This is a genomic window from Marinomonas flavescens, from assembly GCF_004352835.1.
In the GTDB taxonomy this organism is placed as follows: domain Bacteria; phylum Pseudomonadota; class Gammaproteobacteria; order Pseudomonadales; family Marinomonadaceae; genus Marinomonas; species Marinomonas flavescens.
The window spans coordinates 1-19,850 of record NZ_SJSB01000002.1; the positions used below are offsets into that span (position 1 = coordinate 1).

At 43.1% G+C, this 19,850-nt stretch carries 20 protein-coding genes and 1 pseudogene; 5 read left to right on the forward strand and 16 right to left on the reverse strand.

Annotated elements, in window-relative coordinates:
• The 3 genes and pseudogenes from E0D70_RS02145 to tcdA form a co-directional block, all read right to left on the reverse strand.
• A pseudogene (locus tag E0D70_RS02145) lies at positions 1–344 on the reverse strand (IS66 family transposase); the annotation flags it as partial.
• A 61-nt stretch (positions 345–405) separates the two neighbouring features.
• Positions 406–861 (reverse strand): hypothetical protein, encoded by a 456-nt coding sequence (locus E0D70_RS02150; RefSeq protein WP_133010636.1) that lies wholly within the window; start codon positions 859–861, stop codon positions 406–408.
• 41 nt (positions 862–902) lie between these two features.
• Entirely contained in the window at positions 903–1,679 is a 777-nt protein-coding gene (gene tcdA / locus E0D70_RS02155) for a tRNA cyclic N6-threonylcarbamoyladenosine(37) synthase TcdA (RefSeq protein ID WP_133010637.1), read from the reverse strand.
• Positions 1,680–1,810: 131 nt separating this feature from the next.
• Here tcdA and E0D70_RS02160 point away from each other — a divergent pair, with 131 nt between their 5' ends.
• Complete coding sequence (locus tag E0D70_RS02160; protein WP_133010638.1) at positions 1,811–2,551, forward strand: TrmB family transcriptional regulator; 741 nt, start codon at positions 1,811–1,813, stop codon at positions 2,549–2,551.
• Positions 2,552–2,638: 87 nt separating this feature from the next.
• Here E0D70_RS02160 and E0D70_RS02165 read toward each other — a convergent pair whose 3' ends face one another.
• The 13 genes from E0D70_RS02165 to mnmG all read right to left on the reverse strand — a co-directional run bounded on the left by E0D70_RS02165 (position 2,639) and on the right by mnmG (position 14,208).
• The gene (locus tag E0D70_RS02165) at positions 2,639–3,055 is read right to left on the reverse strand and encodes a F0F1 ATP synthase subunit epsilon (RefSeq protein WP_133010639.1); all 417 of its coding nucleotides are present in this window, start codon (positions 3,053–3,055) and stop codon (positions 2,639–2,641) included.
• Between the two features lie 61 nt (positions 3,056–3,116).
• Complete coding sequence (gene atpD, locus E0D70_RS02170) at positions 3,117–4,493, reverse strand: F0F1 ATP synthase subunit beta (RefSeq protein ID WP_133010640.1); 1,377 nt, start codon at positions 4,491–4,493, stop codon at positions 3,117–3,119.
• A gap of 21 nt (positions 4,494–4,514) precedes the next feature.
• Positions 4,515–5,375: a F0F1 ATP synthase subunit gamma gene (atpG, locus tag E0D70_RS02175; protein ID WP_133010641.1), complete on the reverse strand. Its 861-nt coding sequence runs from the start codon at positions 5,373–5,375 to the stop codon at positions 4,515–4,517.
• 85 nt (positions 5,376–5,460) lie between these two features.
• Positions 5,461–7,005 carry a F0F1 ATP synthase subunit alpha gene (gene atpA / locus E0D70_RS02180; protein ID WP_133010642.1) on the reverse strand — a complete coding sequence of 515 codons (1,545 nt, stop codon included), beginning with the start codon at positions 7,003–7,005 and terminating at the stop codon, positions 5,461–5,463.
• A gap of 38 nt (positions 7,006–7,043) precedes the next feature.
• Positions 7,044–7,580, reverse strand: a complete 537-nt coding sequence (locus E0D70_RS02185; protein ID WP_133010643.1) for a F0F1 ATP synthase subunit delta — start codon at positions 7,578–7,580, stop codon at positions 7,044–7,046.
• A gap of 11 nt (positions 7,581–7,591) precedes the next feature.
• Positions 7,592–8,062 carry a F0F1 ATP synthase subunit B gene (locus E0D70_RS02190; RefSeq protein WP_133010644.1) on the reverse strand — a complete coding sequence of 157 codons (471 nt, stop codon included), beginning with the start codon at positions 8,060–8,062 and terminating at the stop codon, positions 7,592–7,594.
• A gap of 57 nt (positions 8,063–8,119) precedes the next feature.
• Positions 8,120–8,377: a F0F1 ATP synthase subunit C gene (atpE, locus tag E0D70_RS02195; RefSeq protein WP_133010645.1), complete on the reverse strand. Its 258-nt coding sequence runs from the start codon at positions 8,375–8,377 to the stop codon at positions 8,120–8,122.
• 62 nt (positions 8,378–8,439) lie between these two features.
• Positions 8,440–9,288 carry a F0F1 ATP synthase subunit A gene (atpB, locus tag E0D70_RS02200; protein WP_133010646.1) on the reverse strand — a complete coding sequence of 283 codons (849 nt, stop codon included), beginning with the start codon at positions 9,286–9,288 and terminating at the stop codon, positions 8,440–8,442.
• 50 nt (positions 9,289–9,338) lie between these two features.
• Positions 9,339–9,743 carry an ATP synthase subunit I gene (locus tag E0D70_RS02205; protein WP_133010647.1) on the reverse strand — a complete coding sequence of 135 codons (405 nt, stop codon included), beginning with the start codon at positions 9,741–9,743 and terminating at the stop codon, positions 9,339–9,341.
• A gap of 180 nt (positions 9,744–9,923) precedes the next feature.
• The gene (locus tag E0D70_RS02210; protein WP_133010648.1) at positions 9,924–10,805 is read right to left on the reverse strand and encodes a ParB/RepB/Spo0J family partition protein; all 882 of its coding nucleotides are present in this window, start codon (positions 10,803–10,805) and stop codon (positions 9,924–9,926) included.
• A 59-nt stretch (positions 10,806–10,864) separates the two neighbouring features.
• Positions 10,865–11,647, reverse strand: coding sequence for a ParA family protein (locus E0D70_RS02215; RefSeq protein ID WP_133010649.1), 783 nt, complete (start codon positions 11,645–11,647; stop codon positions 10,865–10,867).
• A 6-nt stretch (positions 11,648–11,653) separates the two neighbouring features.
• Positions 11,654–12,280 (reverse strand): 16S rRNA (guanine(527)-N(7))-methyltransferase RsmG, encoded by a 627-nt coding sequence (gene rsmG, locus E0D70_RS02220; RefSeq protein ID WP_133010650.1) that lies wholly within the window; start codon positions 12,278–12,280, stop codon positions 11,654–11,656.
• A gap of 38 nt (positions 12,281–12,318) precedes the next feature.
• Entirely contained in the window at positions 12,319–14,208 is a 1,890-nt protein-coding gene (gene mnmG, locus E0D70_RS02225) for a tRNA uridine-5-carboxymethylaminomethyl(34) synthesis enzyme MnmG (RefSeq protein ID WP_133010651.1), read from the reverse strand.
• A gap of 690 nt (positions 14,209–14,898) precedes the next feature.
• Here mnmG and E0D70_RS02230 point away from each other — a divergent pair.
• The 4 genes from E0D70_RS02230 to E0D70_RS02245 all read left to right on the forward strand — a co-directional run bounded on the left by E0D70_RS02230 (position 14,899) and on the right by E0D70_RS02245 (position 19,845).
• Positions 14,899–16,266 (forward strand): 8-oxoguanine deaminase, encoded by a 1,368-nt coding sequence (locus E0D70_RS02230; RefSeq protein WP_133010652.1) that lies wholly within the window; start codon positions 14,899–14,901, stop codon positions 16,264–16,266.
• A 212-nt stretch (positions 16,267–16,478) separates the two neighbouring features.
• Complete coding sequence (gene acuR, locus E0D70_RS02235) at positions 16,479–17,159, forward strand: acrylate utilization transcriptional regulator AcuR (protein WP_240536941.1); 681 nt, start codon at positions 16,479–16,481, stop codon at positions 17,157–17,159.
• An 82-nt stretch (positions 17,160–17,241) separates the two neighbouring features.
• Positions 17,242–18,222, forward strand: a complete 981-nt coding sequence (acuI, locus tag E0D70_RS02240; RefSeq protein ID WP_133010653.1) for an acrylyl-CoA reductase (NADPH) — start codon at positions 17,242–17,244, stop codon at positions 18,220–18,222.
• A gap of 453 nt (positions 18,223–18,675) precedes the next feature.
• Entirely contained in the window at positions 18,676–19,845 is a 1,170-nt protein-coding gene (locus E0D70_RS02245; protein WP_133010654.1) for a glycerate kinase, read from the forward strand.
• The last annotated feature ends 5 nt before the right edge of the window (positions 19,846–19,850 follow it).

Sequence of the window (19,850 nt, forward strand, 5' to 3'; positions counted from 1 at the left end):
AAGCTGATGCAATCGTTCATACACGCACCGTAAGGCGATTGAGCATTTAATTATCCAATCTGACATCGTCTGCCGACTCAGCTCGATCCCATATTGTTTGAACATCGATTCTTGTCTATACAGAGGTAAGCTGTATTGGAACTTCCCCGTAATGATTTGGCTGAGTAAGCTGGGCGAATACTCGGTGGCATTGGGGCTTGTTTAATGTGATTTTTAACGCCTGTTTTTTTACATTCTCGGCAAGCGTACTTAGGCCGTACTGTTTCGATCACTTTAAGTGGTGCGGGGATAAACGCTAACTTTTCAGACGAGTCTTTGCCAATCTGATGAAGCTTGCCTTCGCAGAAATGGCGTGTTGGCGATACTAAAGGCGTTGCAAGCCTAAACTCACTCGCCTTTTCTTCTCTATGGCTGAAAAGGCACGGTGACGCTCGATACATGACGCTGTAGCTCAGTGCGAATGCGTTCAATACCTTCAGGTGTTAGCCAAAACTTCACAATCACGACTTGTTTTTCTTTTCCATCAACCGTGTATTCCACTGACCAAGCTTGCTTCTGCTCTTCAATGCTCACAACGTCTTCATAACGCATCGATTTTAAACCAATCACTTTTGATGGTTTCACCTCAAAACAGTCGTTTTTAAATATGACGTAAGGTGTATTCTTCCAATATTTTGCCGTCATATAACGTGAAAAAATCAGTAACAAAACCGGAAGCATGACAAAATAATTATTAGCGTAAGCACAAATGGCCAGCAGAGGTAGGCAAGAGATTAACGCATAACGAATAATTCGAAATGAAATATTCGCGCCTTTTTCACCATAAATGACAGTGGGTTTTGTTGTTTCTGACAAGCTCATAAACAGTCTCTTTAAAATAGATTATCTAACGTGAATAGGTATTAACTTGATTTGGCTAACTTTTCTAGTACTTTCGAAACCGCTACAAAGCCAAAGGTCGCAGTGACAGCCGTGCTGGCACCGAAACCGGTATCACACCCCATTTTGGTCTCTGTATCGCCTTTCAGCCTCGTTTTGGAAACCGTACCATCGCCTTGTGGGTAGTTAAGTTGCTCAATGGAATACACACATTCAATGTGAAAACGACGTTTGATATTTCGGCTGAAGTTATAATAACGACGTAAAAAATTGCGTAAATTCGCAGCCAATGGATCACCTACCGTTTTCGCCAGATCTGCTGTCTGAATTTTGGTAGGGTCGGTTTGTCCGCCCGCACCACCAATCGTAATAACAGAACGCTTGTTGCTCTTACACCAAGCCACTAGAGCCGCTTTCGGTTTAATGCTATCAACGCAATCAATAATGTAATCAAATTGCTCTACAAGCAGTTCAGAGAGGTTCTCGGGGGTAACAAAGTCTTCTACTGCCGTCACTTTGCAGTTAGGGTTAATCAGGCTGATACGTTCCGCCATGACTTCTACTTTTGACTTACCTATGTTGCCGTCCAGCGCATGTATTTGGCGATTGGTGTTGGTGACGCAAATATCATCCATATCAATTAAGGTTATTTTACCAATACCAGAACGGGCTAAGGCTTCTGCCGCCCACGAACCAACGCCACCAATCCCCACTACACAAACATGCGCTTGGGAAAAAATTTGGTAGGCCGCATCACCATATAAACGGCGAATTCCGCCAAAACGCTGATCATCACTCACTTTCTACTCCTCGCAAAACACCATGCTTTGCGCTCTATTACGTATTAAATGTCTTATTCCATGCCTTTACATCAGCACAAACGGGCGAGTATTCTGCACACTACTATTGATATTTGGTTTTTGTAACGCTTATGATCCAACACGCTTTTGAACAACTCGGTCTCACACCTAGAGAAACTCAGCTTTACCAGACTCTGCTAAAGCTAGGGCCTTCTTCGATCCGAGACATTGCCGAACACAGCGGGATTAACCGCGGCACCGCCTATGAAGCACTCAAGCAATTGCAAAACAAAGGGGTAATCAGTTATTTTCCAAAAGGAAAACGCCGCTTTTTCATGGCGGAAAACCCAGATATTTTGCTCAGTCTTGCGGAAGACAAGCGTCTTCAATTAGACAAAACCATAGAATCACTCAAAAGCACTATCATTCCCAATTTAAGCCAGCAACAGCCTGATTATCATCATACTGACGTGCGCTATTATGAAGGCGACGATGGCATAGAATGGGTATTGCGCGACATTCTAAACGTCGTATCGCAACAAGACCATAAAGAATATTGTGTGTTTTCATCTAAACCCATTCGTCCGTATCTGTATCGTCCGTTTCCGAACTACACCAAACAGCGAATCAAGCTGGGTATCAACGTGAAAGTCATCGCATTGGGAGAAGGTGGTGAAGAAGCCGGTCTATCAGAGCGTAAGTGGATCAAAACCGAAGGCCCAGTAGACGCCAGCTATATCGCAATCTACCCACCAAAATGTGCGATTATTTCTTTAGCGAGCAACAACTTCCCTTCTGCTGTCGTGCTAGAGTCAAAAGACATCGCCAGCGCCCAGCAAATCATCTTCGATACGCTTTGGAAAATGCTTTAAGAATCTGCGGCTTCAGTTAGCAGTAAACAAACATAAAAAAAGCAGCCCTAGGGCTGCTTTTTAGACTGTTCAACTCTAGCGTTTCGCTTATTGATGGCGGAACTGCTGGATAGTACGCAAGCGAGCCATGGCTTCTGCCAATTCCGCTGTTGCACGAGAATAGTCAACATCAGGTTTTTGGTTGGCTAAAAGCTCTTGTGCGTGTTGCTTCGCTTTTAGTGCCGCCTCTTCGTCAAGATCTCTTGCACGAATGGCCGTGTTGGCCAAGACGGTGACACGGTGCGGTTGAACTTCTAGGAAGCCACCGGACACGAAGATAAACTCTTCGTCACCATTTTCTTTAACCACACGAATAGGACCTGGTTGCAGAGTCGTCAATAATGGCGCATGACCAGGCATAATGCCTAGATCGCCATAATCACCTGCAGCCACAAGAGATTTAACGACTCCGCTAAAGATCTCTTGTTCAGCGCTTACGATATCGCAGTGTACTGTGATAGCCATAAGTTGCCTCTCTTAGTCAGGCTTAGTAAGAACGCCTAAGCGCTCTTACTTCGCGTGATGGTTAAAGTTTCTTAGCTTTCTCGACGGCTTCGTCGATACTACCAATCATGTAGAACGCTTGTTCTGGAAGTTCGTCAAACTCACCATCCAAAATGCCTTTAAAGCCGCGGATAGTATCTTTCAAAGAAACATACTTACCTGGTGCGCCAGTGAAGACTTCAGCTACGAAGAAAGGCTGAGACAAGAAGCGTTGGATTTTACGAGAACGGTTAACCGTTTGCTTATCTTCTTCAGATAACTCGTCCATACCCAAAATCGCGATGATGTCTTTAAGTTCTTTGTAACGTTGCAATACCATTTGTACGCCACGTGCTACGTCGTAATGCTCTTGACCGATAACTAGAGGGTCAAGCTGACGTGAAGTAGAGTCAAGAGGATCGATCGCTGGGTAGATACCCAAAGATGCGATGTCACGAGACAATACAACGGTTGCGTCCAAGTGAGAGAACGTTGTTGCTGGAGACGGGTCAGTCAAGTCATCCGCAGGTACGTATACCGCTTGAACAGACGTGATAGAACCAGTCTTAGTAGAGGTGATACGTTCTTGAAGAACACCCATCTCTTCAGCAAGTGTAGGCTGGTAACCTACTGCAGACGGCATACGACCTAGCAATGCAGATACTTCCGTACCCGCAAGCGTGTAACGGTAGATGTTATCTACAAAGAAAAGTACGTCACGACCTTCGTCACGGAATTTCTCAGCCATAGTCAAACCAGTCAAAGCAACACGAAGACGGTTACCTGGTGGCTCGTTCATTTGACCGTATACCAAAGATACTTTATCGATTACGTTCGAATCAGTCATCTCATGGTAGAAATCGTTACCTTCACGAGTACGCTCACCAACACCAGCGAATACAGAATAACCGCTGTGCTCGATTGCGATGTTACGGATAAGTTCCATCATGTTTACGGTTTTACCTACACCGGCACCACCAAACAGACCAACTTTACCACCTTTCGCGAAAGGACAAACAAGGTCGATAACCTTGATGCCTGTTTCTAGCAATTCGTTACTAGAAGACTGTTCAGCATAAGAAGGTGCGGCACGGTGAATTGACCAACGCTCTTCTTCGCCAATTGGGCCTTTTTCATCAATTGGTTCACCTAGAACGTTCATAATACGTCCTAGTGTTTTAATACCAACAGGAACAGAAACAGGGTTGTTTGTATTATCAACAATCAAACCACGCTTCATACCGTCAGTAGAACCCATGGCGATAGTACGAACTACGCCGTCGCCTAGTTGCTGTTGAACTTCCAACACCAACTCTTTACCTTCAATGGTAAGGGCATCATATACTTTTGGCACGCTATCACGTGGGAATTCCACATCGATAACTGCACCGATAATCTTTACGATTTGTCCGCTACTCATGTTCGGATCCTCTTAAATACCTTAAACCGCTGCCGCGCCGCTGACTATCTCAGAAATTTCCTGAGTAATCGCTGCTTGACGAGCCTTGTTGTACACCAACTGCAATTCATCAATGATATCGCCGGCGTTGTCGGTTGCGTTTTTCATAGCAAGCATACGAGATGCTTGTTCACACGCAATGTTCTCAACGACTGACTGATATACTTGAGATTCAATATAGCGAACCAATAGTCCATCTAAAATATCAATGGCTTCTGGTTCATAAATGTAATCCCAGTGGTGCTGTAACTCTGTATTCTCTTCTGCTTGTAATGGCAAAAGTTGCTCGACCATCGGAATCTGAGTCATGGTGTTCACAAACTCATTAGAAACCACATACAGACGATCAATGCGACCTTCATCAAATGCATCTAGCATCACCTTTACGCTGCCGACTAAGTCGTCAGCTTTAGGTGCATCACCTAAACCAGTGAAAGCTGCTGCTACATTTCCACCGTAGTTACGAAAGAATGACACAGCCTTGCCGCCAATGGCACAAATGTCGATTTCGACACCAGTATCAGCGAACTGCTTCATATCTTTAATGGCTTTTTTAAACACGTTAATGTTCAAGCCACCACATAAACCACGATCAGAAGAGATTACGATATAACCAACACGCTTCGCCTCACGTTCGGTAAGGTAACGGTGTTTATACTCAGGATTCGCGTTAGCCAAATGACCAACAACTTGGCGAATTCGTTCCGCATACGGACGAGAAGCGGCCATACGATCCTGAGCTTTACGCGTCTTACTTGCTGCTACTTTTTCCATAGCACGAGTAATTTTACGCGTATTGTTAATGCTCGAAATCTGAGTACGTATCTCTTTTCCGACTGCCATAATAGAACTGCCCTTGTGAGAATGTTATTTCACAAACTGCAAGAAAATGGCAACAGGCTAAATTAATAGTCTGCTGCCAAGCTCATTACCAAGTTTGCGTCGCTTTAAACTTCTCGATTGCCGCTTTAAGTGTCGCTTCAATCTCGCCGTTAAAGTTGCCAGTTTTGTTGATGTCAGCCATAAGATCAGCGTGTTCGCTGTTCATATAACCCAACAATGCCTGTTCAAAACTACCAATTTTGCTTGTTTCAACATCTACAAGGAAGCCATCATTAGCAGCGTAAAGAACTACGCCCATTTCAGCTACGGGCATAGGAGAGAACTGCTTCTGTTTCATCAGTTCCGTAACCTGTTTACCGTGCTCTAGCTGCTTACGAGTCGCTTCATCTAGGTCAGATGCGAACTGAGCGAAAGCCGCCAATTCACGGTACTGAGCCAATGCAAGACGAATACCACCGCCAAGTTTTTTTACAATCTTAGTTTGTGCAGCACCACCAACACGAGAAACCGAAATACCGGCGTTCATCGCTGGACGAATACCCGCATTAAACGAGCTCGTTTCCAAGAAAATCTGACCATCTGTGATGGAGATTACGTTGGTTGGTACGAAAGCAGATACGTCACCACCTTGTGTCTCGATGATAGGCAAGGCTGTCAAAGAGCCTGTTTTGCCTTTCACTTCACCATTGGTGAATTTCTCAACGTACTCAACGTTTACACGAGACGCACGTTCTAGAAGACGAGAGTGAAGGTAGAATACATCACCTGGGTAAGCTTCACGACCTGGTGGACGACGAAGAAGCAAAGAGATCTGACGGTAAGCCCAAGCTTGCTTGGTCAAATCATCATAAATGATCAAAGCGTCTTCACCGCGGTCACGGAAGTATTCACCCATAGTACAACCAGTGTATGGCGCTAGGTAAAGCATCGCCGCTGGATCAGAAGCACCAGCCGCTACCACTGTGGTGTAACTCATTGCACCCGCTTCTTCAAGCTTACGTACAACGTTGGCAATAGTAGATTGTTTCTGACCGATCGCTACGTATACACATTTAATACCGCTGTTTTTCTGAGCGATAATAGTATCGATAGCTAATGCTGTCTTACCAATCTGACGGTCACCGATAATTAACTCACGCTGACCACGACCGATTGGCACCATGGCATCAATCGCTTTGTAACCAGTTTGAATAGGTTGATCAACAGACTGACGTTCGATAACGCCTGGTGCTACTTTCTCAACTTTATCCGTTAATTTTGCATTGATATCGCCTTTGCCGTCGATTGGATTACCCAATGCGTCAACAACACGACCAAGCAATTCAGGACCAATTGGAACTTCCAATATACGACCTGTACATTTAACTTTTTGACCTTCTACAAGGTCTTGATATTTACCTAATACTACTGCACCGACAGAGTCACGCTCTAGGTTCAATGCAATACCGTAAATACCACCGGAGAATTCAATCATTTCTCCGTACATAACATCTGCCAAACCGTGAACCAGAACGATACCGTCTGCTACACTGACAATTGTGCCCTCATTTTGGGCATCAGAAGTGACATCGAGATTCTCGATGCGCTTCTTGATAATCTCGCTGATCTCAGATGGATTCAGTTGCTGCATGCTAAATTCCTCAACCCTGTTTTCGATTTAACGAAACACTAGGAGTTTATCGCCTCGGCCAGTTTCGCCAGTTTACCGCGAACTGAACCGTCGATGATTAAGTCACCTGTACGGATAACCACGCCACCAAGCAGGCTTGCGTCTGTTTCATTGGTTAAGTTGATCGTACGATCCAACTTTTTCGCCAATGCTGCGGCCAATACTTGCGCTTGTTCTGCTGATAATTCAAAAGCTGAGGTAAATTCTACATCTACCGCTTTTTCATAATTCAGTTTGAACTGTTGAAATAACACAGAAATTGCCGGAATAAGCGTTAAACGCTTTTTCTCAGCCAGTGCTAGCAAAAATGCTTTGCCCTGTACTGTTGTTACTTCTGCACAAACGTCCGCTAAAGCGCTTGCCTTCTCTTCCGCATTAAAAGCTGGATTTCCAAGTGCTATTGTCAGCTTAGGATCCACCGTTACAGCGGCTAATATGCTTAGCATATCAGCCCATTCTGTAACCTGGCCTTGCTCACGGGCAACTTCGAAAGCCGCTCTAGCGTACGGTCGCGCGACTGTTTTTAGTTCAGCCATTAGACCCTCGCTTAAAGCTCTTTAGCGAGTTTTTCAACGATCTCGCTATGTGCTTTTTCGTCAATAGTGGCTCCCAAAATTTTCTCGGCACCAGCAAATGCAAGAACAGAAACTTGAGAACGCAATGCTTCTTTAGCACGCAATACATCTTGTTCTATTTCTACTTGAGCTGCTTCGCGCAAGCGTTTGCCATCGGCAATTACTTGTTCGTTTGCTTCGTCAATAATTTGGTTCGCACGTTTGTTGGCTTGTTCAATAATCTCGGCCGCGTTTTCTTTGCTTTCACGTGATAGTTGAGCGGCATGTTCTTGAGCCAACTCTAAATCACGTGAAGCACGATTCGCTGCTTCTAATCCGTCTGCAATTTTCTTGCTACGCTCATCAAGCGCAGCAATTACTGGTGGCCACACGTATTTCATGCAGAACCAGACAAAAATGGCAAACGAGATAGCTTGGCCTACAAGTGTGAGATTTAAGTTCACGCTAATATCCTCGCTCTAAGTCGTTTAAAAATAGTTTCTGCAAAGTATCGCAGAATCTTAGCCAGCGACCTGAGCAATAAAAGGATTCGCGAAAGTAAAGAACAATGCAATACCTACACCGATCATAGTTACGGCATCAAGAAGACCCGCTACGATGAACATTTTTACTTGTAGCATTGGAACCATTTCAGGTTGACGCGCAGCGCCTTCCAAGAATTTCCCACCCAATATACCAAAACCAATCGCAGTACCTAAAGCACCTAGACCGATTAGAAGGGCTACAGCGATCGCAGTAAGACCAACTACAGTTTCCATTTTAACTCCTACATTTTCACAGTTTTAAATTTAAGGTTTTTAACGTTTAACTAAGAACTCTTTTAGTGCTCTTCATGTGCCATGCTTAGATACACAATGGTCAACATCATAAAGATGAAGGCCTGAAGCACAATGATCAAGATATGGAAGATTGCCCAAGGCACAGAGAGTGCCCACTGCAAGCCCCAAGGCAACACAGCGATCAAAATAAAGATCAATTCGCCAGCATACAAGTTACCGAATAGTCGCAATGCTAATGAAACAGGCTTCGCAAGCAGACCAACACCTTCAAGTAATAAGTTGAAAGGGATCATCCATTTTCCGAATGGCTGTAGTGTTAATTCACCAACAAAACCACTCACGCCTTTCACTTTGATGCTGTAATAAATGATCAAAGCAAATACTGATAGGGACATACCTAAGGTCGCATTCACATCTGTCGTAGGGACAAACTTGAAGTACACATGACCATCGGTTGCACCAAATACGTTTACGCCAACCCAATTTGCCACAACAGGCAAAAAGTCGACTGGAACCAAGTCCATCGCGTTCATTAAGAACACCCAAACAAAAATGGTTAACGCAAGTGGAGCAATGACCTTATTCTTGCCATGGAAGGTTTCTTTGACGCTACCGTCAACAAACTCCACCATTAACTCAACAAAGTTTTGCAATCCAGATGGCGTATCTGCAGAGACTTTCTTTGCTGCCATGCGAAACAACCACAAAAATAGAACACCAAGAGCGATAGAAACCGCCATTGTGTCTAAATGAATTGCCCAGAACCCCATTTCCGACGCTGCCTTAGCACTATGAGCAATACCCCACGAACCATCAGGATGCTGACCAAAAGTCAAATTCTGAAGGTGGTGTTGTATGTATGCGGAAGTCGTTGGACTTTCAATTGCCATATTTATATCCACGCTCTTTCAATGATTAAAACCTTTATCCCTTCGTACTGCTATTTGTTCAGTACAATAGGGCTGAGCCAATGACTCAAAATCGCAATACCAAAACCTGCAAAAAAAACACCGGCAGCTAATGGCTTAATAATAAGAAAAACTAGCGATAATAACACCGCCGTCAATACTAGCTTACCAGCTTCTCCTCGATAGAATGCTCTCATAACATCCTTGGCTGGGCGCGTTCCTTTATATCCGAAAACTCGCCAAGCCATATAAACACTGGGAACTATGCTGCATAACGCACCAAGTACAAAAGAGTACCAGTACAGACCACTAGTAAAGAAAATAATTCCCAAAGAAATGAAGAATAAGCAAAGAATTTGCAAAAAAATAAAACGAAACACTGATTGCTTCTTGGCAATAAGTAGAGCGGTCGCACTAAGGGGCTTCCTATCATTCATTACCTAAATACCTTTTTGTTGTGCACTAAAATAAAGCAAACTAGTGCATTCCTTGTCTTCAATTCTAAAATCCGTGGCATTATATGAGTATTAGAAGCTGTGATCAACTTAAACCGACCTCTCTCAACACTTCCTAACAGTTCTGTCTAGATAGAAATATTAACTTGTCATAAAATTACTTTATTTTTTCGTAAATAGTTCACTGATTAATAGCTCTAAGTGTTCAGGGTTGCGGTATTCGATGACTACCTTACCCTTTCCTTTAGCAGAAGGTTGAATTTTTACAGAAGCATTAATGGTTTGGCTTATTTTTTCAGCCTCTGCATTAAAATCTGGTAACACAGGAGAAGTTTTTTCAGTACTTTCAGGGGCTTGGATACTTTTCACTAAGCGTTCTGTCTCACGAACAGACAATGACCTAGTAACCACTTGAGAAGCGGCTTGAATTTGTTTTTCTTGCTCTAATGGCAATAAAGCTCGAGCATGCCCCATTTCGATATCACCATGCTCTAATAAGCGGCGAACTTCTGGAGAGAGACCTAAAAGACGTAAAAGATTGGCAACAGTAGAACGTGATTTTCCAACCGTATCAGCCACTTGTTGCTGCGTTAAATTAAAATCTTCAACCAAACGCTGTAAAGCAAGTGCTTCTTCAACCGGATTCAAATCCTCACGCTGAATGTTTTCAATTAATGCGAGTACTACCGCATCTGAATCATCAACATGACGAACAATAACAGGGACTTGCGTTAGATCCGCTAATTTTGCAGCGCGCCAGCGGCGTTCACCGGCAATAATTTCATACTGATTGGTGCCATTTGGACGAACGACGATCGGCTGCATAATGCCTTGTGTACGAATAGAAGACGCTAATTCATCAAGCAAAGCAGGATTCATATCACGACGAGGCTGAAATTTACCTTTTGAAAGCCATTCAACCGGTAAATATGTTAATCCTTTAATAGGCTCATTTGGCGAGAGTTCTTGCAACTCTGTTGTTGCAGCCTGCGGCGCTAATAAAGCATCTAAACCGCGACCTAAACCTCTTTTTTTCATCGTCATGTTATTAAACCCTAATTGAATTCAGTATGCCTACAAGTTAAAGGCTATTGTTCATCGCTTTATGCTGAGCGCTTTCTTATAAATTCACCCGCTAATGCAAGATAAGCAATAGCACCACGGGACTGTTTTTCATAATGCAATACAGGAAGTCCGTAGCTAGGCGCTTCGGCAAGACGGATATTTCTTGGGATTACCGTATCGAAAACTTTACTACCAAAATGCTTTTGCAACTGATTCGACACATCGTGAGTCAAACTGGGACGAGGATCATACATAGTCCGCAGGATGCCTTCAATTTCTAATGATGGATTTAGCGCACGGGTAATATGTTCAATGGTTTGCAAAAGTGCGGAAAGCCCTTCTAAGGCGTAATATTCGCATTGCACAGGAATTAATACGCCTTGCGAAGCGGCTAATGCATTAACAGTCAGCATGTTTAAAGCTGGCGGGCAATCTAACAAAATATAATCAAAGTCATTATCCACTTCGTAAAGACCTGCTCGCAGACGCGTTTCTTTACTTGGTAAATCAAGCAAGGCCACTTCGGCTCCCGTTAAATCACCATTGGCAGGCAGCACCCAATATTTCCCAGGGCCGGGGATATCCTCCATTACCGGTCTCATGACTTCTTTGACGCCATGAGTTCCGATCAAAACATCAAAAACGCTGGTATCCAGTTCTCCTTTGTTTAATCCGCTACCCGTCGTGGCGTTTCCTTGAGGATCGAGGTCGATTAAAAGCACACGACGTTTCATCGCCGCTAAAGAAGCGGCCAAATTAACACAGGTTGTGGTTTTACCCACGCCACCTTTTTGATTCGTGACTGCAATTATTCTCGCCATTTTTATTTATCCTTTACGCGCCATAATTACCATATGGCGCTCGGCTTGTATGGTAGGCACAGTGAGCGGTTCTATATGGATGACCTCTACTCCAGATGGCAATCCTGTCAGCTCTTCGTTGGGGTATACCCCTTTCATAGCTAAAAAGTTACCTGTCTCCTTTGGAAGCGGTAAGGTCCAGTTTATCATGTCTTGAAGCGAAGCAAAGGCTCGAGAAATAACATGATCATAGTGACCTTGATGCGCGTGTTTCTCAACGCGCTCATTAGCAACCGTAACATTCTTAATGCCCAGCTCCATTTTAACCTGCGTCAAAAAGCGGGTTTTTTTGCCGTTACTGTCGAGTAAAGTAAAACGTTTTTCAGGCAGGCAAATAGCCAGAACCATACCGGGCAAACCTGGGCCTGTCCCGACATCAATAATGTCGTCCCCGGTAATAAAGGGCAAGGTGGCTAAGCTATCGAGTAGATGTAATGAAATCATCTGATCAACATCGCGGATTGCCGTTAGATTGTAAGCCTTATTCCATTTTTGGAACATGGCAAGGTAATCTACTAGCGTTTGAATGGTTGTATCAGATAAATCGGCGCCCATTTGTTGGGCGCCTTTTTGAATGGCATCAAAGTGAGTCACAGTCGAATCCAATTAAAAGGCGTTATCGGCTGCTGATTCTAGGCACTTTTGCGTGCAATCGCACGTTTTTTCAAGTGAATTAATAGTAAGGATACCGCAGCAGGTGTTACTCCAGGGATTCTAGAAGCCGCCGCAAGTGTCGCAGGACGAGCCTGAGTCAGCTTTTGCTTGATCTCGTTAGATAACCCTTCCATCTTGCTGTAATCAAAATCATCCGGTAACGACGTGTTCTCCTGACGACGTACACGCTCGATGTCTTCCGCTTGTCGAGTAATATAACCTGCGTACTTAACCGCTATCTGGACTTGTTCTGATACTTGCTCATCAACCGGAGTATCTGGTGCATTTTTCAGATTAGCAATATCGCTATAAACCAAGTTTGGACGCTTTAATAAATCCAATAAACTGTATTCATGCGTGATTGGTGTTTCAAGTTTAGGATTGATTTTTTCAGCTTCAGGTGAATTAGGTACAATCCAACTGGACTTCAAACGTTGAGTTTCAATTTCGATAGCATCACGCTTTTTACAAAATGCTTCCCAACGTTCATCAGAAATTAAACCAAGTTCGCGGCCTTTTTCTGTTAAACGTATATCTGCATTATCTTCACGTAAGATCAGACGATATTCTGCACGACTCGTAAACATACGATAGGGTTCTTTAGTACCCATGGTAATCAAATCGTCAACTAATACACCTAAATAGGCTTCGTCACGACGAGGTGTCCAAGCGTCTTTTTCTTGAGCAAGACGTGCGGCGTTAATTCCCGCTAATAACCCTTGAGCTCCTGCTTCTTCATAACCCGTTGTACCGTTAATTTGCCCCGCAAAAAATAAACCAGGCATATGTTTGGTTTCAAGTGAGTATTTTAGATCTTGCGGATTAAAGTAATCATACTCAATCGCATAACCAGGTCGGGTTATATGGGCATTTTCCATGCCTTTCATTGAATGCACTAGCTCTACTTGAACGTCAAATGGCAAAGACGTTGAAATACCATTCGGGTACAACTCATGAGTTGTTAATCCTTCTGGTTCAATAAAGATTTGATGTGAGTTTTTATCTGCAAAACGTACAATTTTATCTTCAATTGATGGGCAATAACGAGGACCAACACCTTCAATAACACCGGTATACATAGGTGAACGATCCATACCACTACGGATAATGTCGTGAGTTCGCTCATTGGTATGAGTTATAAAGCACTCTATTTGACGAGGGTGCATCTCACGGTTCCCCAAATAAGACATCACTGGCGTAATATCATCACCAGGCTGTGCTTGCATTTGAGAAAAATCAACGGTGCGAGCGTCGATCCGCGGTGGCGTCCCCGTTTTTAAACGATCAACACGAAACGGCAGAGCTCGTAGCTTTTCAGCTAATCCAATGGATGGTGGATCACCAGCTCGACCGCCAGCATGATTTTGTAAGCCAACGTGGATAATGCCACCTAAAAAAGTACCAGCGGTTAGTACGACAGTTTTACTGTTAAAACGGATACCTGTTTGGGTAATTACCCCACATGCAGCACCGTTTTCAACAATCAAATCTTCAGCAGACTGTTGAAATAGCCAAAGGTTTTCTTGGTTTTCTAATTGATAGCGAATCGCTGCTCTGTAAAGAATACGATCCGCTTGGGCACGAGTCGCTCGAACAGCAGGACCTTTACGAGAATTTAAAGTCCGAAATTGAATACCAGCTTTATCTGTTGCCAGTGCCATGGCACCGCCTAAAGCATCAATTTCTTTTACTAGATGGGACTTCCCGATACCACCAATAGCAGGATTACAGGACATTTGTCCTAATGTTTCAATGTTGTGGGACAACAATAAAGTTTTTACGCCCATACGAGCTGCAGCTAAAGCAGCTTCTGTACCAGCATGTCCACCACCGACCACAATCACATCAAAGCGGGTTGGGAAATCCACAGGAACCTCGGAATTAAGAATGAATAAAAAACGAACAACTTGATAAGGGCGCTTAGTATATCGGCTAAATTTCAAAAAGAAAGCGACAACAATCCTGAATCCCCGGTCATCAATATTAATAAATAGTATTATATATATAGTTTCTTATGTTTGTTATGTTTATGTAGTAAGCAAAAAACAGTGGATAACTATAAAATCATGATACAAATTATATAATTACAGAGATAACAACTTGTTAAGAGAGGCCCTATTATCCTGTGCTGTGCATAAGGTGAACCTGTGTATAAAAGACCTAGTTATACACTCGGAAAAATTTCACCCAAAGTTGTTAAAAACTGTGCAAAACTTCTTACGAACCTATCACCATACTTATCAACAGTCTGTATTTTCAGTGCCTTTCATTTTATCCTTATGTTTTTAAACAGTTTATTTCGTTTAGTAACAGTCTGGATATCTGTTTGTTAAAAAAATAATCCACAGGGAAAAAAATTGAAAAAACCTTATTTTTAAAGGTTTTATGAAAATCTGGGTGTGAATAGTTGCTGTCTTTGGATATTTTGAAAGTGGAAAAGTGATTGTGAAGAAACTATGAAAATTCCATTCAGTATAGAGTGTTAGTAACTTTCCACCTTCTACCGTTTCCTTTTTGTAGTAGTCTTTCTTAATCTGACAACAGGTTCGAGGGCTTCTATGCTAAGGCAAGCAATTTGGATTCAATCTCCTAAATCGATATTAGCTAACAATGCTGATGGCGGAGTGGTTATTCGTAATGGAAAAATTGATGAGCTAGTACCATTAGGTAAACAGCCAAATAGCCATTACGACATAAAATTTGATGCATCTGACCATGTCGTATTACCAGGCTTAATTAATACTCATCATCATTTTTATCAAACGCTCACACGAGCTTTTCCCGATGCACTAAACAAAGCCCTTTTTCCTTGGCTACAAACCTTGTATCCACTTTGGGCTGAGTTAGAACCTGACATGCTGGCGAGTGCGACAAAATTAGCGATGGTCGAATTAATGGAGTCGGGTTGCACGCTAGCGGCCGATCATCATTATCTTTTTCCTGCTGGCATGGAAAACGCCATAGATGTGCAAGTAGACGTGGCAAAATCTCTTGGTATGCGAGCGATGTTTACTCGTGGATCAATGAGTTTGGGTGAAAAAGACGGCGGTTTGCCGCCACAATCTACGGTTCAAAATGAAAAGACTATTCTTGATGACAGCGCTCGATTAATTAAAGCTCACCATCAACGTGGTGAAGGTGCGATGGTTCAAATTGCGCTAGCACCCTGCTCTCCTTTTTCCGTCACGACTGACATTATGAAAAGCAGTGCCGAGCTAGCAAAAAGAGAAAATGTACGCCTTCATACTCATTTAGCAGAAACCTTAGATGAAGAAGCATTTTGCTTAAAACGTTTTGGTATGCGCACTGTCGACTATTTAGAAAGTGTTGGTTGGTTGCATGATAGGACATGGCTAGCACATGGTATTCATTTTGATGATGAGGAAATAGTAAGACTCGGCCGCGCTAAAGTGGGGATATGCCATTGTCCCACGTCGAATATGATGTTGGGCTCAGGTATTGCTCGTAATAATGAATTAGAAGCCGCAGGCGCATTGATTGGATTAGGTGTCGATGGCTCCGCATCGAATGATGGTTCTAATATGATTATGGAAGTACGCCAAGCCCTTTATATACAAAGGTTACGATATGGTTCTGCTAACGTTTCACATTATGATGCTTATCGCTGGGCGACAAAAGGCTCTGCTGCAGTATTAGGACGTGATGATATCGGTGAAATTTCAGTTGGAAAACAAGCTGATTTAGCATTATTTAAGCTCGATGAACTACGTTTTTCTGGAAGTCACGATCCATTGGCTGCGCTTTTATTGTGTGGTGCTCAAAAAGCTGACCGAGTGATGATCGCAGGAAAATGGACGGTAGAAAATGGCCACGTTGTCGGCATTGATACTCAACAATTAATGGCAGAGCATTCTGCTCATGCTATGCGTTTGGCGAGCAAGCTACTGACTAAGAAGAGCGGTTAACCTAATTGTCTTACTAATATTAAAAAAGCGTCTATTTTAACTAGGCGCTTTTTTTATGTTTTGGATGTTGGTTATTCTTGAGTCGTGAGCCACTAACCAAAAATAAGCAAAGAGATAGCGTATTGTATGGTGCTTTGTATTGATGTTTGACTTTAATAGACAGTCGGTCTAAATTATAAATAATCGTATTTTAACGTAATAGGTAATATGGCTTGTTAGATTCTGAAGTATTGAGTCCTGAGAGCGTAAAGGATGTTGAGTTAGCAATGGTGACTCAACCACGTCGCGGACGTCCAAAAAAGCACCCTGGTGAGACCCAAGACACGCGCGAAGTGTTATTGCGAGCAGGCATGTTAGTGTTGACAGAAACGGGTTTTACCCGCAGTGGAATTGATACAATTCTAAAGTCAGTTGGCGTACCAAAAGGCTCTTTTTATCATTATTTCGCTAGCAAAGAAGTGTTTGGATTGGCGGTTCTTGAACGTTATAGACGCTATTTTGAAGCCAAGCTTAGCAGCTTCTTATTGGACGACGCCTTCCCTCCTCTAGAGAGATTGCAACGCTTTGCGAAGGATGCTCAAGAAGGCATTATACGTCATGATTTTAAGCGCGGCTGTCTAGTCGGAAATTTAGAGCAAGAATCCGCGTTGTTGTCAGACGCGTTTCGAGAACAGTTGCAAGCCACCTATGAAAGCTGGCAGCGTCATGTCGCCATGTGCTTATTGGACGCTCAAAAACAAGGTCATGTGCAATTAACTCAAAGCCTTGAAGACACCGCTCAAGCGTTCTGGATTGGCTGGGAAGGAGCGGTACATCGGACTCGATTAATGAAAAGCACTCAGCCATTAACAGTCTTTCTAACATTTTTTATTCAGGCGATTAAAACCAAATAAATAACGTTAAAACAACCAACCAAAAGTCACTTTTTGGTTTTTTTATCCATTTAAATAGACGTTCGGTCTAAAAGGAGAAAATATGTTTCATGCACTAATTATTAATCAAAATGAAGCGCGTCAACAATCTTGTACTTTGAGCCAAGTAGAAGAATCTCAGTTGCCTGAAGGGGACGTTTTAGTGGAAGTCGCTTACAGTACGCTGAACTATAAAGATGCGCTAGCCATCACCGGAAAAGGCCGTATCGCGCGTTCTTTTCCTATGGTGCCAGGGATCGATTTAGTGGGTAAAGTACTGCAAAGTGACTCTGAACGTTTTCAAGAAGGCGATTGGGTACTGCTTAACGGTTTTGGTGTGGGTGAAATGCATTGGGGGGGCTTGGCTGAAAAAGCGCGCCTTAAAAGCGATTGGTTGATTCCATTACCCGCTGGCATCGATGCCAAACAGTCTATGGCTGTTGGTACCGCAGGGTATACAGCGATGCTGTCAGTTCTAGCGCTAGAAAAACAAGGGGTGACACCGGATTCGGGTGAAATATTAGTCACTGGTGCCAATGGTGGTGTGGGCAGTTATGCGATTCGCTTGTTAAATCGCCTTGGTTATCAGGTCGTTGCATCAACAGGGCGAATGGCAGAAAGCGAGTACTTAAAAAGTCTTGGTGCCAACGACGTTATTGACCGTGCCACCCTCTCTGAGCCAGGTAAGCCGCTGCAAAAAGAACGCTGGGCTGGCGTTATTGATTGTGTTGGTAGTCATACCTTGGCTAACGCTTGTGCAAGTACTAAATATGGTGGTGTAGTGACCGCGTGTGGTTTAGCACAAGGCCTCGACTTTCCTGCTTCTGTCGCGCCTTTTATATTACGAGGCGTTAAATTGATTGGTATCGACAGTGTTATGCGACCTTTGGCAGACCGAACAGAAGCATGGCAGCGTTTAAGTGAATTACTGCAACCAGAAGACTTTGATGTTATCAGCCAAGAAATTACTTTAGATAAAGTAGAAGAAACAGCTTATGAACTACTTGAAGGTAATGTTCGTGGTCGAGTGATTGTTGCACTCTAAAATGCTTGTTTGTCTTAACGCCATTTAGTCACATCGCGAATTTTTATCTATTAAATCAGGCCATTGCAGTGCATGCTTTTTGTTCTGCAGTGGTTTTTTGAACGAAAATAGACAAATAAAAGTGACAAGTTTTCATAAAAAGTCATATGGTTTTTGTGCAATTGAACAAAAAACTGTCAAAAACATCGAATATTTCCATACAGCTGTCTAAAGCGCCTCCCTTTTTTTTAATGAATACTGTTCTCTTATTGCAAGAACGAGCTTTCGTTCAGTCAGAGAAATTTAACAGGGAGTTATGATTATTACCGTCATCGTTTTTATAACTTCCCAATATATAACCATCTTTTCCTAATTTTTATTTAAGCAGCATTTGCCTACGACTTGCCTAGTTGCACAAAATGTTAACGTTCGGCTTTGGTGGCATTTAATTCACTTTCTTAATAGGTATGTTCTATGAAAATTGTCATTGCCCCAGATTCGTTTAAAGAAAGTTTAAGTGCTCTTGGTGTGTCTAAGGCCATTGAAGAAGGATTTAAACTCGTCTTTCCTGATTGTGAGTACATCAAAGTACCCATGGCCGATGGCGGCGAAGGGACGGTGCAGTCAATGGTGGATGCAACTGACGGTTATTTTATTGATCTTGAAGTTACGGGACCCATGGGAGAGCCTGTAATGGCACAATATGGCGTGCTAGGTAATCAACATGATCAAACCCCTAAGACCGCAATCATTGAGATGGCTTCTGCTTCAGGTTTACATTTAGTGTCGAGAGATCAGCGTAATCCTTTAATGACCACCAGCTATGGTACCGGTGAGTTGATTAAAGATGCATTAGACCGCGGTATTGAGCACATTATTTTAGGGTTGGGTGGTAGTGCTACAAACGATGCTGGTGCTGGTATGGTCCAAGCTTTAGGTTTTCAATTACACGATGCAAGTGGAAAAGAAGTGCCATTTGGTGGTCTTGCTCTAATGCAGCTAAGTGACATTAATGACAGTCAAGTTCACCCTGCGCTTGCGCGTTGTCAAATTGACGTGGCGTGTGATGTAGACAGTCCATTGTGTGGTGAGAGTGGAGCGTCAGCGATTTTTGGCCCTCAAAAAGGCGCAACGCCTGACATTGTGGCGCAGCTAGATATTGCGCTGGATCATTTCGCCGATATTATTGTAAAAAGTGGTCGACAAGATAACCGTTTATTAGCGGGTGTGGGGGCTGCTGGAGGCATGGGACTAGGTGTTAAAGCATTTCTAAATGGTCAATTGAAACCAGGCATTGATATTGTCATTGAAACAGTCGCGTTTGCTGACAAACTCAAAAATGCAGACTTGGTGATTACTGGAGAAGGCTGCATTGATGGTCAAACTGCTTTTGGTAAAACCCCCATGGGAGTCTTGAAACAAGCACAACAGCAAGGTATTCCAACGATTGGGATTGCCGGCTGCCTAGGTGTTGGTGCAGAAACCATGTTAGATCATGGGATGACCGCTATTTTCCCTATTATTCCATCGTTGTACACATTAGAAAAAACGCTAGCTGAAGCGGAACCTAATCTAATTAATACCGCCCGCAATATTGCTCAAAGCATTAAACTTGGCAATATGATTGGTAATAAAGCCAGCTAATTGTT

What these genes read in the sequence shown, in the direction of transcription:
- E0D70_RS02150 (WP_133010636.1), bottom strand. Translation starts at nt 861, where the DNA reads ATGAGCTTGTCAGAAACAACAAAACCCACTGTCATTTATGGTGAAAAA.
- E0D70_RS02160 (WP_133010638.1), top strand. Translation starts at nt 1,811, where the DNA reads ATGATCCAACACGCTTTTGAACAACTCGGTCTCACACCTAGAGAAACT.
- E0D70_RS02165 (WP_133010639.1), bottom strand. Translation starts at nt 3,055, where the DNA reads ATGGCTATCACAGTACACTGCGATATCGTAAGCGCTGAACAAGAGATC.
- atpD (WP_133010640.1), bottom strand. Translation starts at nt 4,493, where the DNA reads ATGAGTAGCGGACAAATCGTAAAGATTATCGGTGCAGTTATCGATGTG.
- atpG (WP_133010641.1), bottom strand. Translation starts at nt 5,375, where the DNA reads ATGGCAGTCGGAAAAGAGATACGTACTCAGATTTCGAGCATTAACAAT.
- atpA (WP_133010642.1), bottom strand. Translation starts at nt 7,005, where the DNA reads ATGCAGCAACTGAATCCATCTGAGATCAGCGAGATTATCAAGAAGCGC.
- E0D70_RS02185 (WP_133010643.1), bottom strand. Translation starts at nt 7,580, where the DNA reads ATGGCTGAACTAAAAACAGTCGCGCGACCGTACGCTAGAGCGGCTTTC.
- atpE (WP_133010645.1), bottom strand. Translation starts at nt 8,377, where the DNA reads ATGGAAACTGTAGTTGGTCTTACTGCGATCGCTGTAGCCCTTCTAATC.
- atpB (WP_133010646.1), bottom strand. Translation starts at nt 9,288, where the DNA reads ATGGCAATTGAAAGTCCAACGACTTCCGCATACATACAACACCACCTT.
- E0D70_RS02205 (WP_133010647.1), bottom strand. Translation starts at nt 9,743, where the DNA reads ATGAATGATAGGAAGCCCCTTAGTGCGACCGCTCTACTTATTGCCAAG.
- E0D70_RS02210 (WP_133010648.1), bottom strand. Translation starts at nt 10,805, where the DNA reads ATGACGATGAAAAAAAGAGGTTTAGGTCGCGGTTTAGATGCTTTATTA.
- E0D70_RS02215 (WP_133010649.1), bottom strand. Translation starts at nt 11,647, where the DNA reads ATGGCGAGAATAATTGCAGTCACGAATCAAAAAGGTGGCGTGGGTAAA.
- E0D70_RS02230 (WP_133010652.1), top strand. Translation starts at nt 14,899, where the DNA reads ATGCTAAGGCAAGCAATTTGGATTCAATCTCCTAAATCGATATTAGCT.
- acuI (WP_133010653.1), top strand. Translation starts at nt 17,242, where the DNA reads ATGTTTCATGCACTAATTATTAATCAAAATGAAGCGCGTCAACAATCT.
- E0D70_RS02245 (WP_133010654.1), top strand. Translation starts at nt 18,676, where the DNA reads ATGAAAATTGTCATTGCCCCAGATTCGTTTAAAGAAAGTTTAAGTGCT.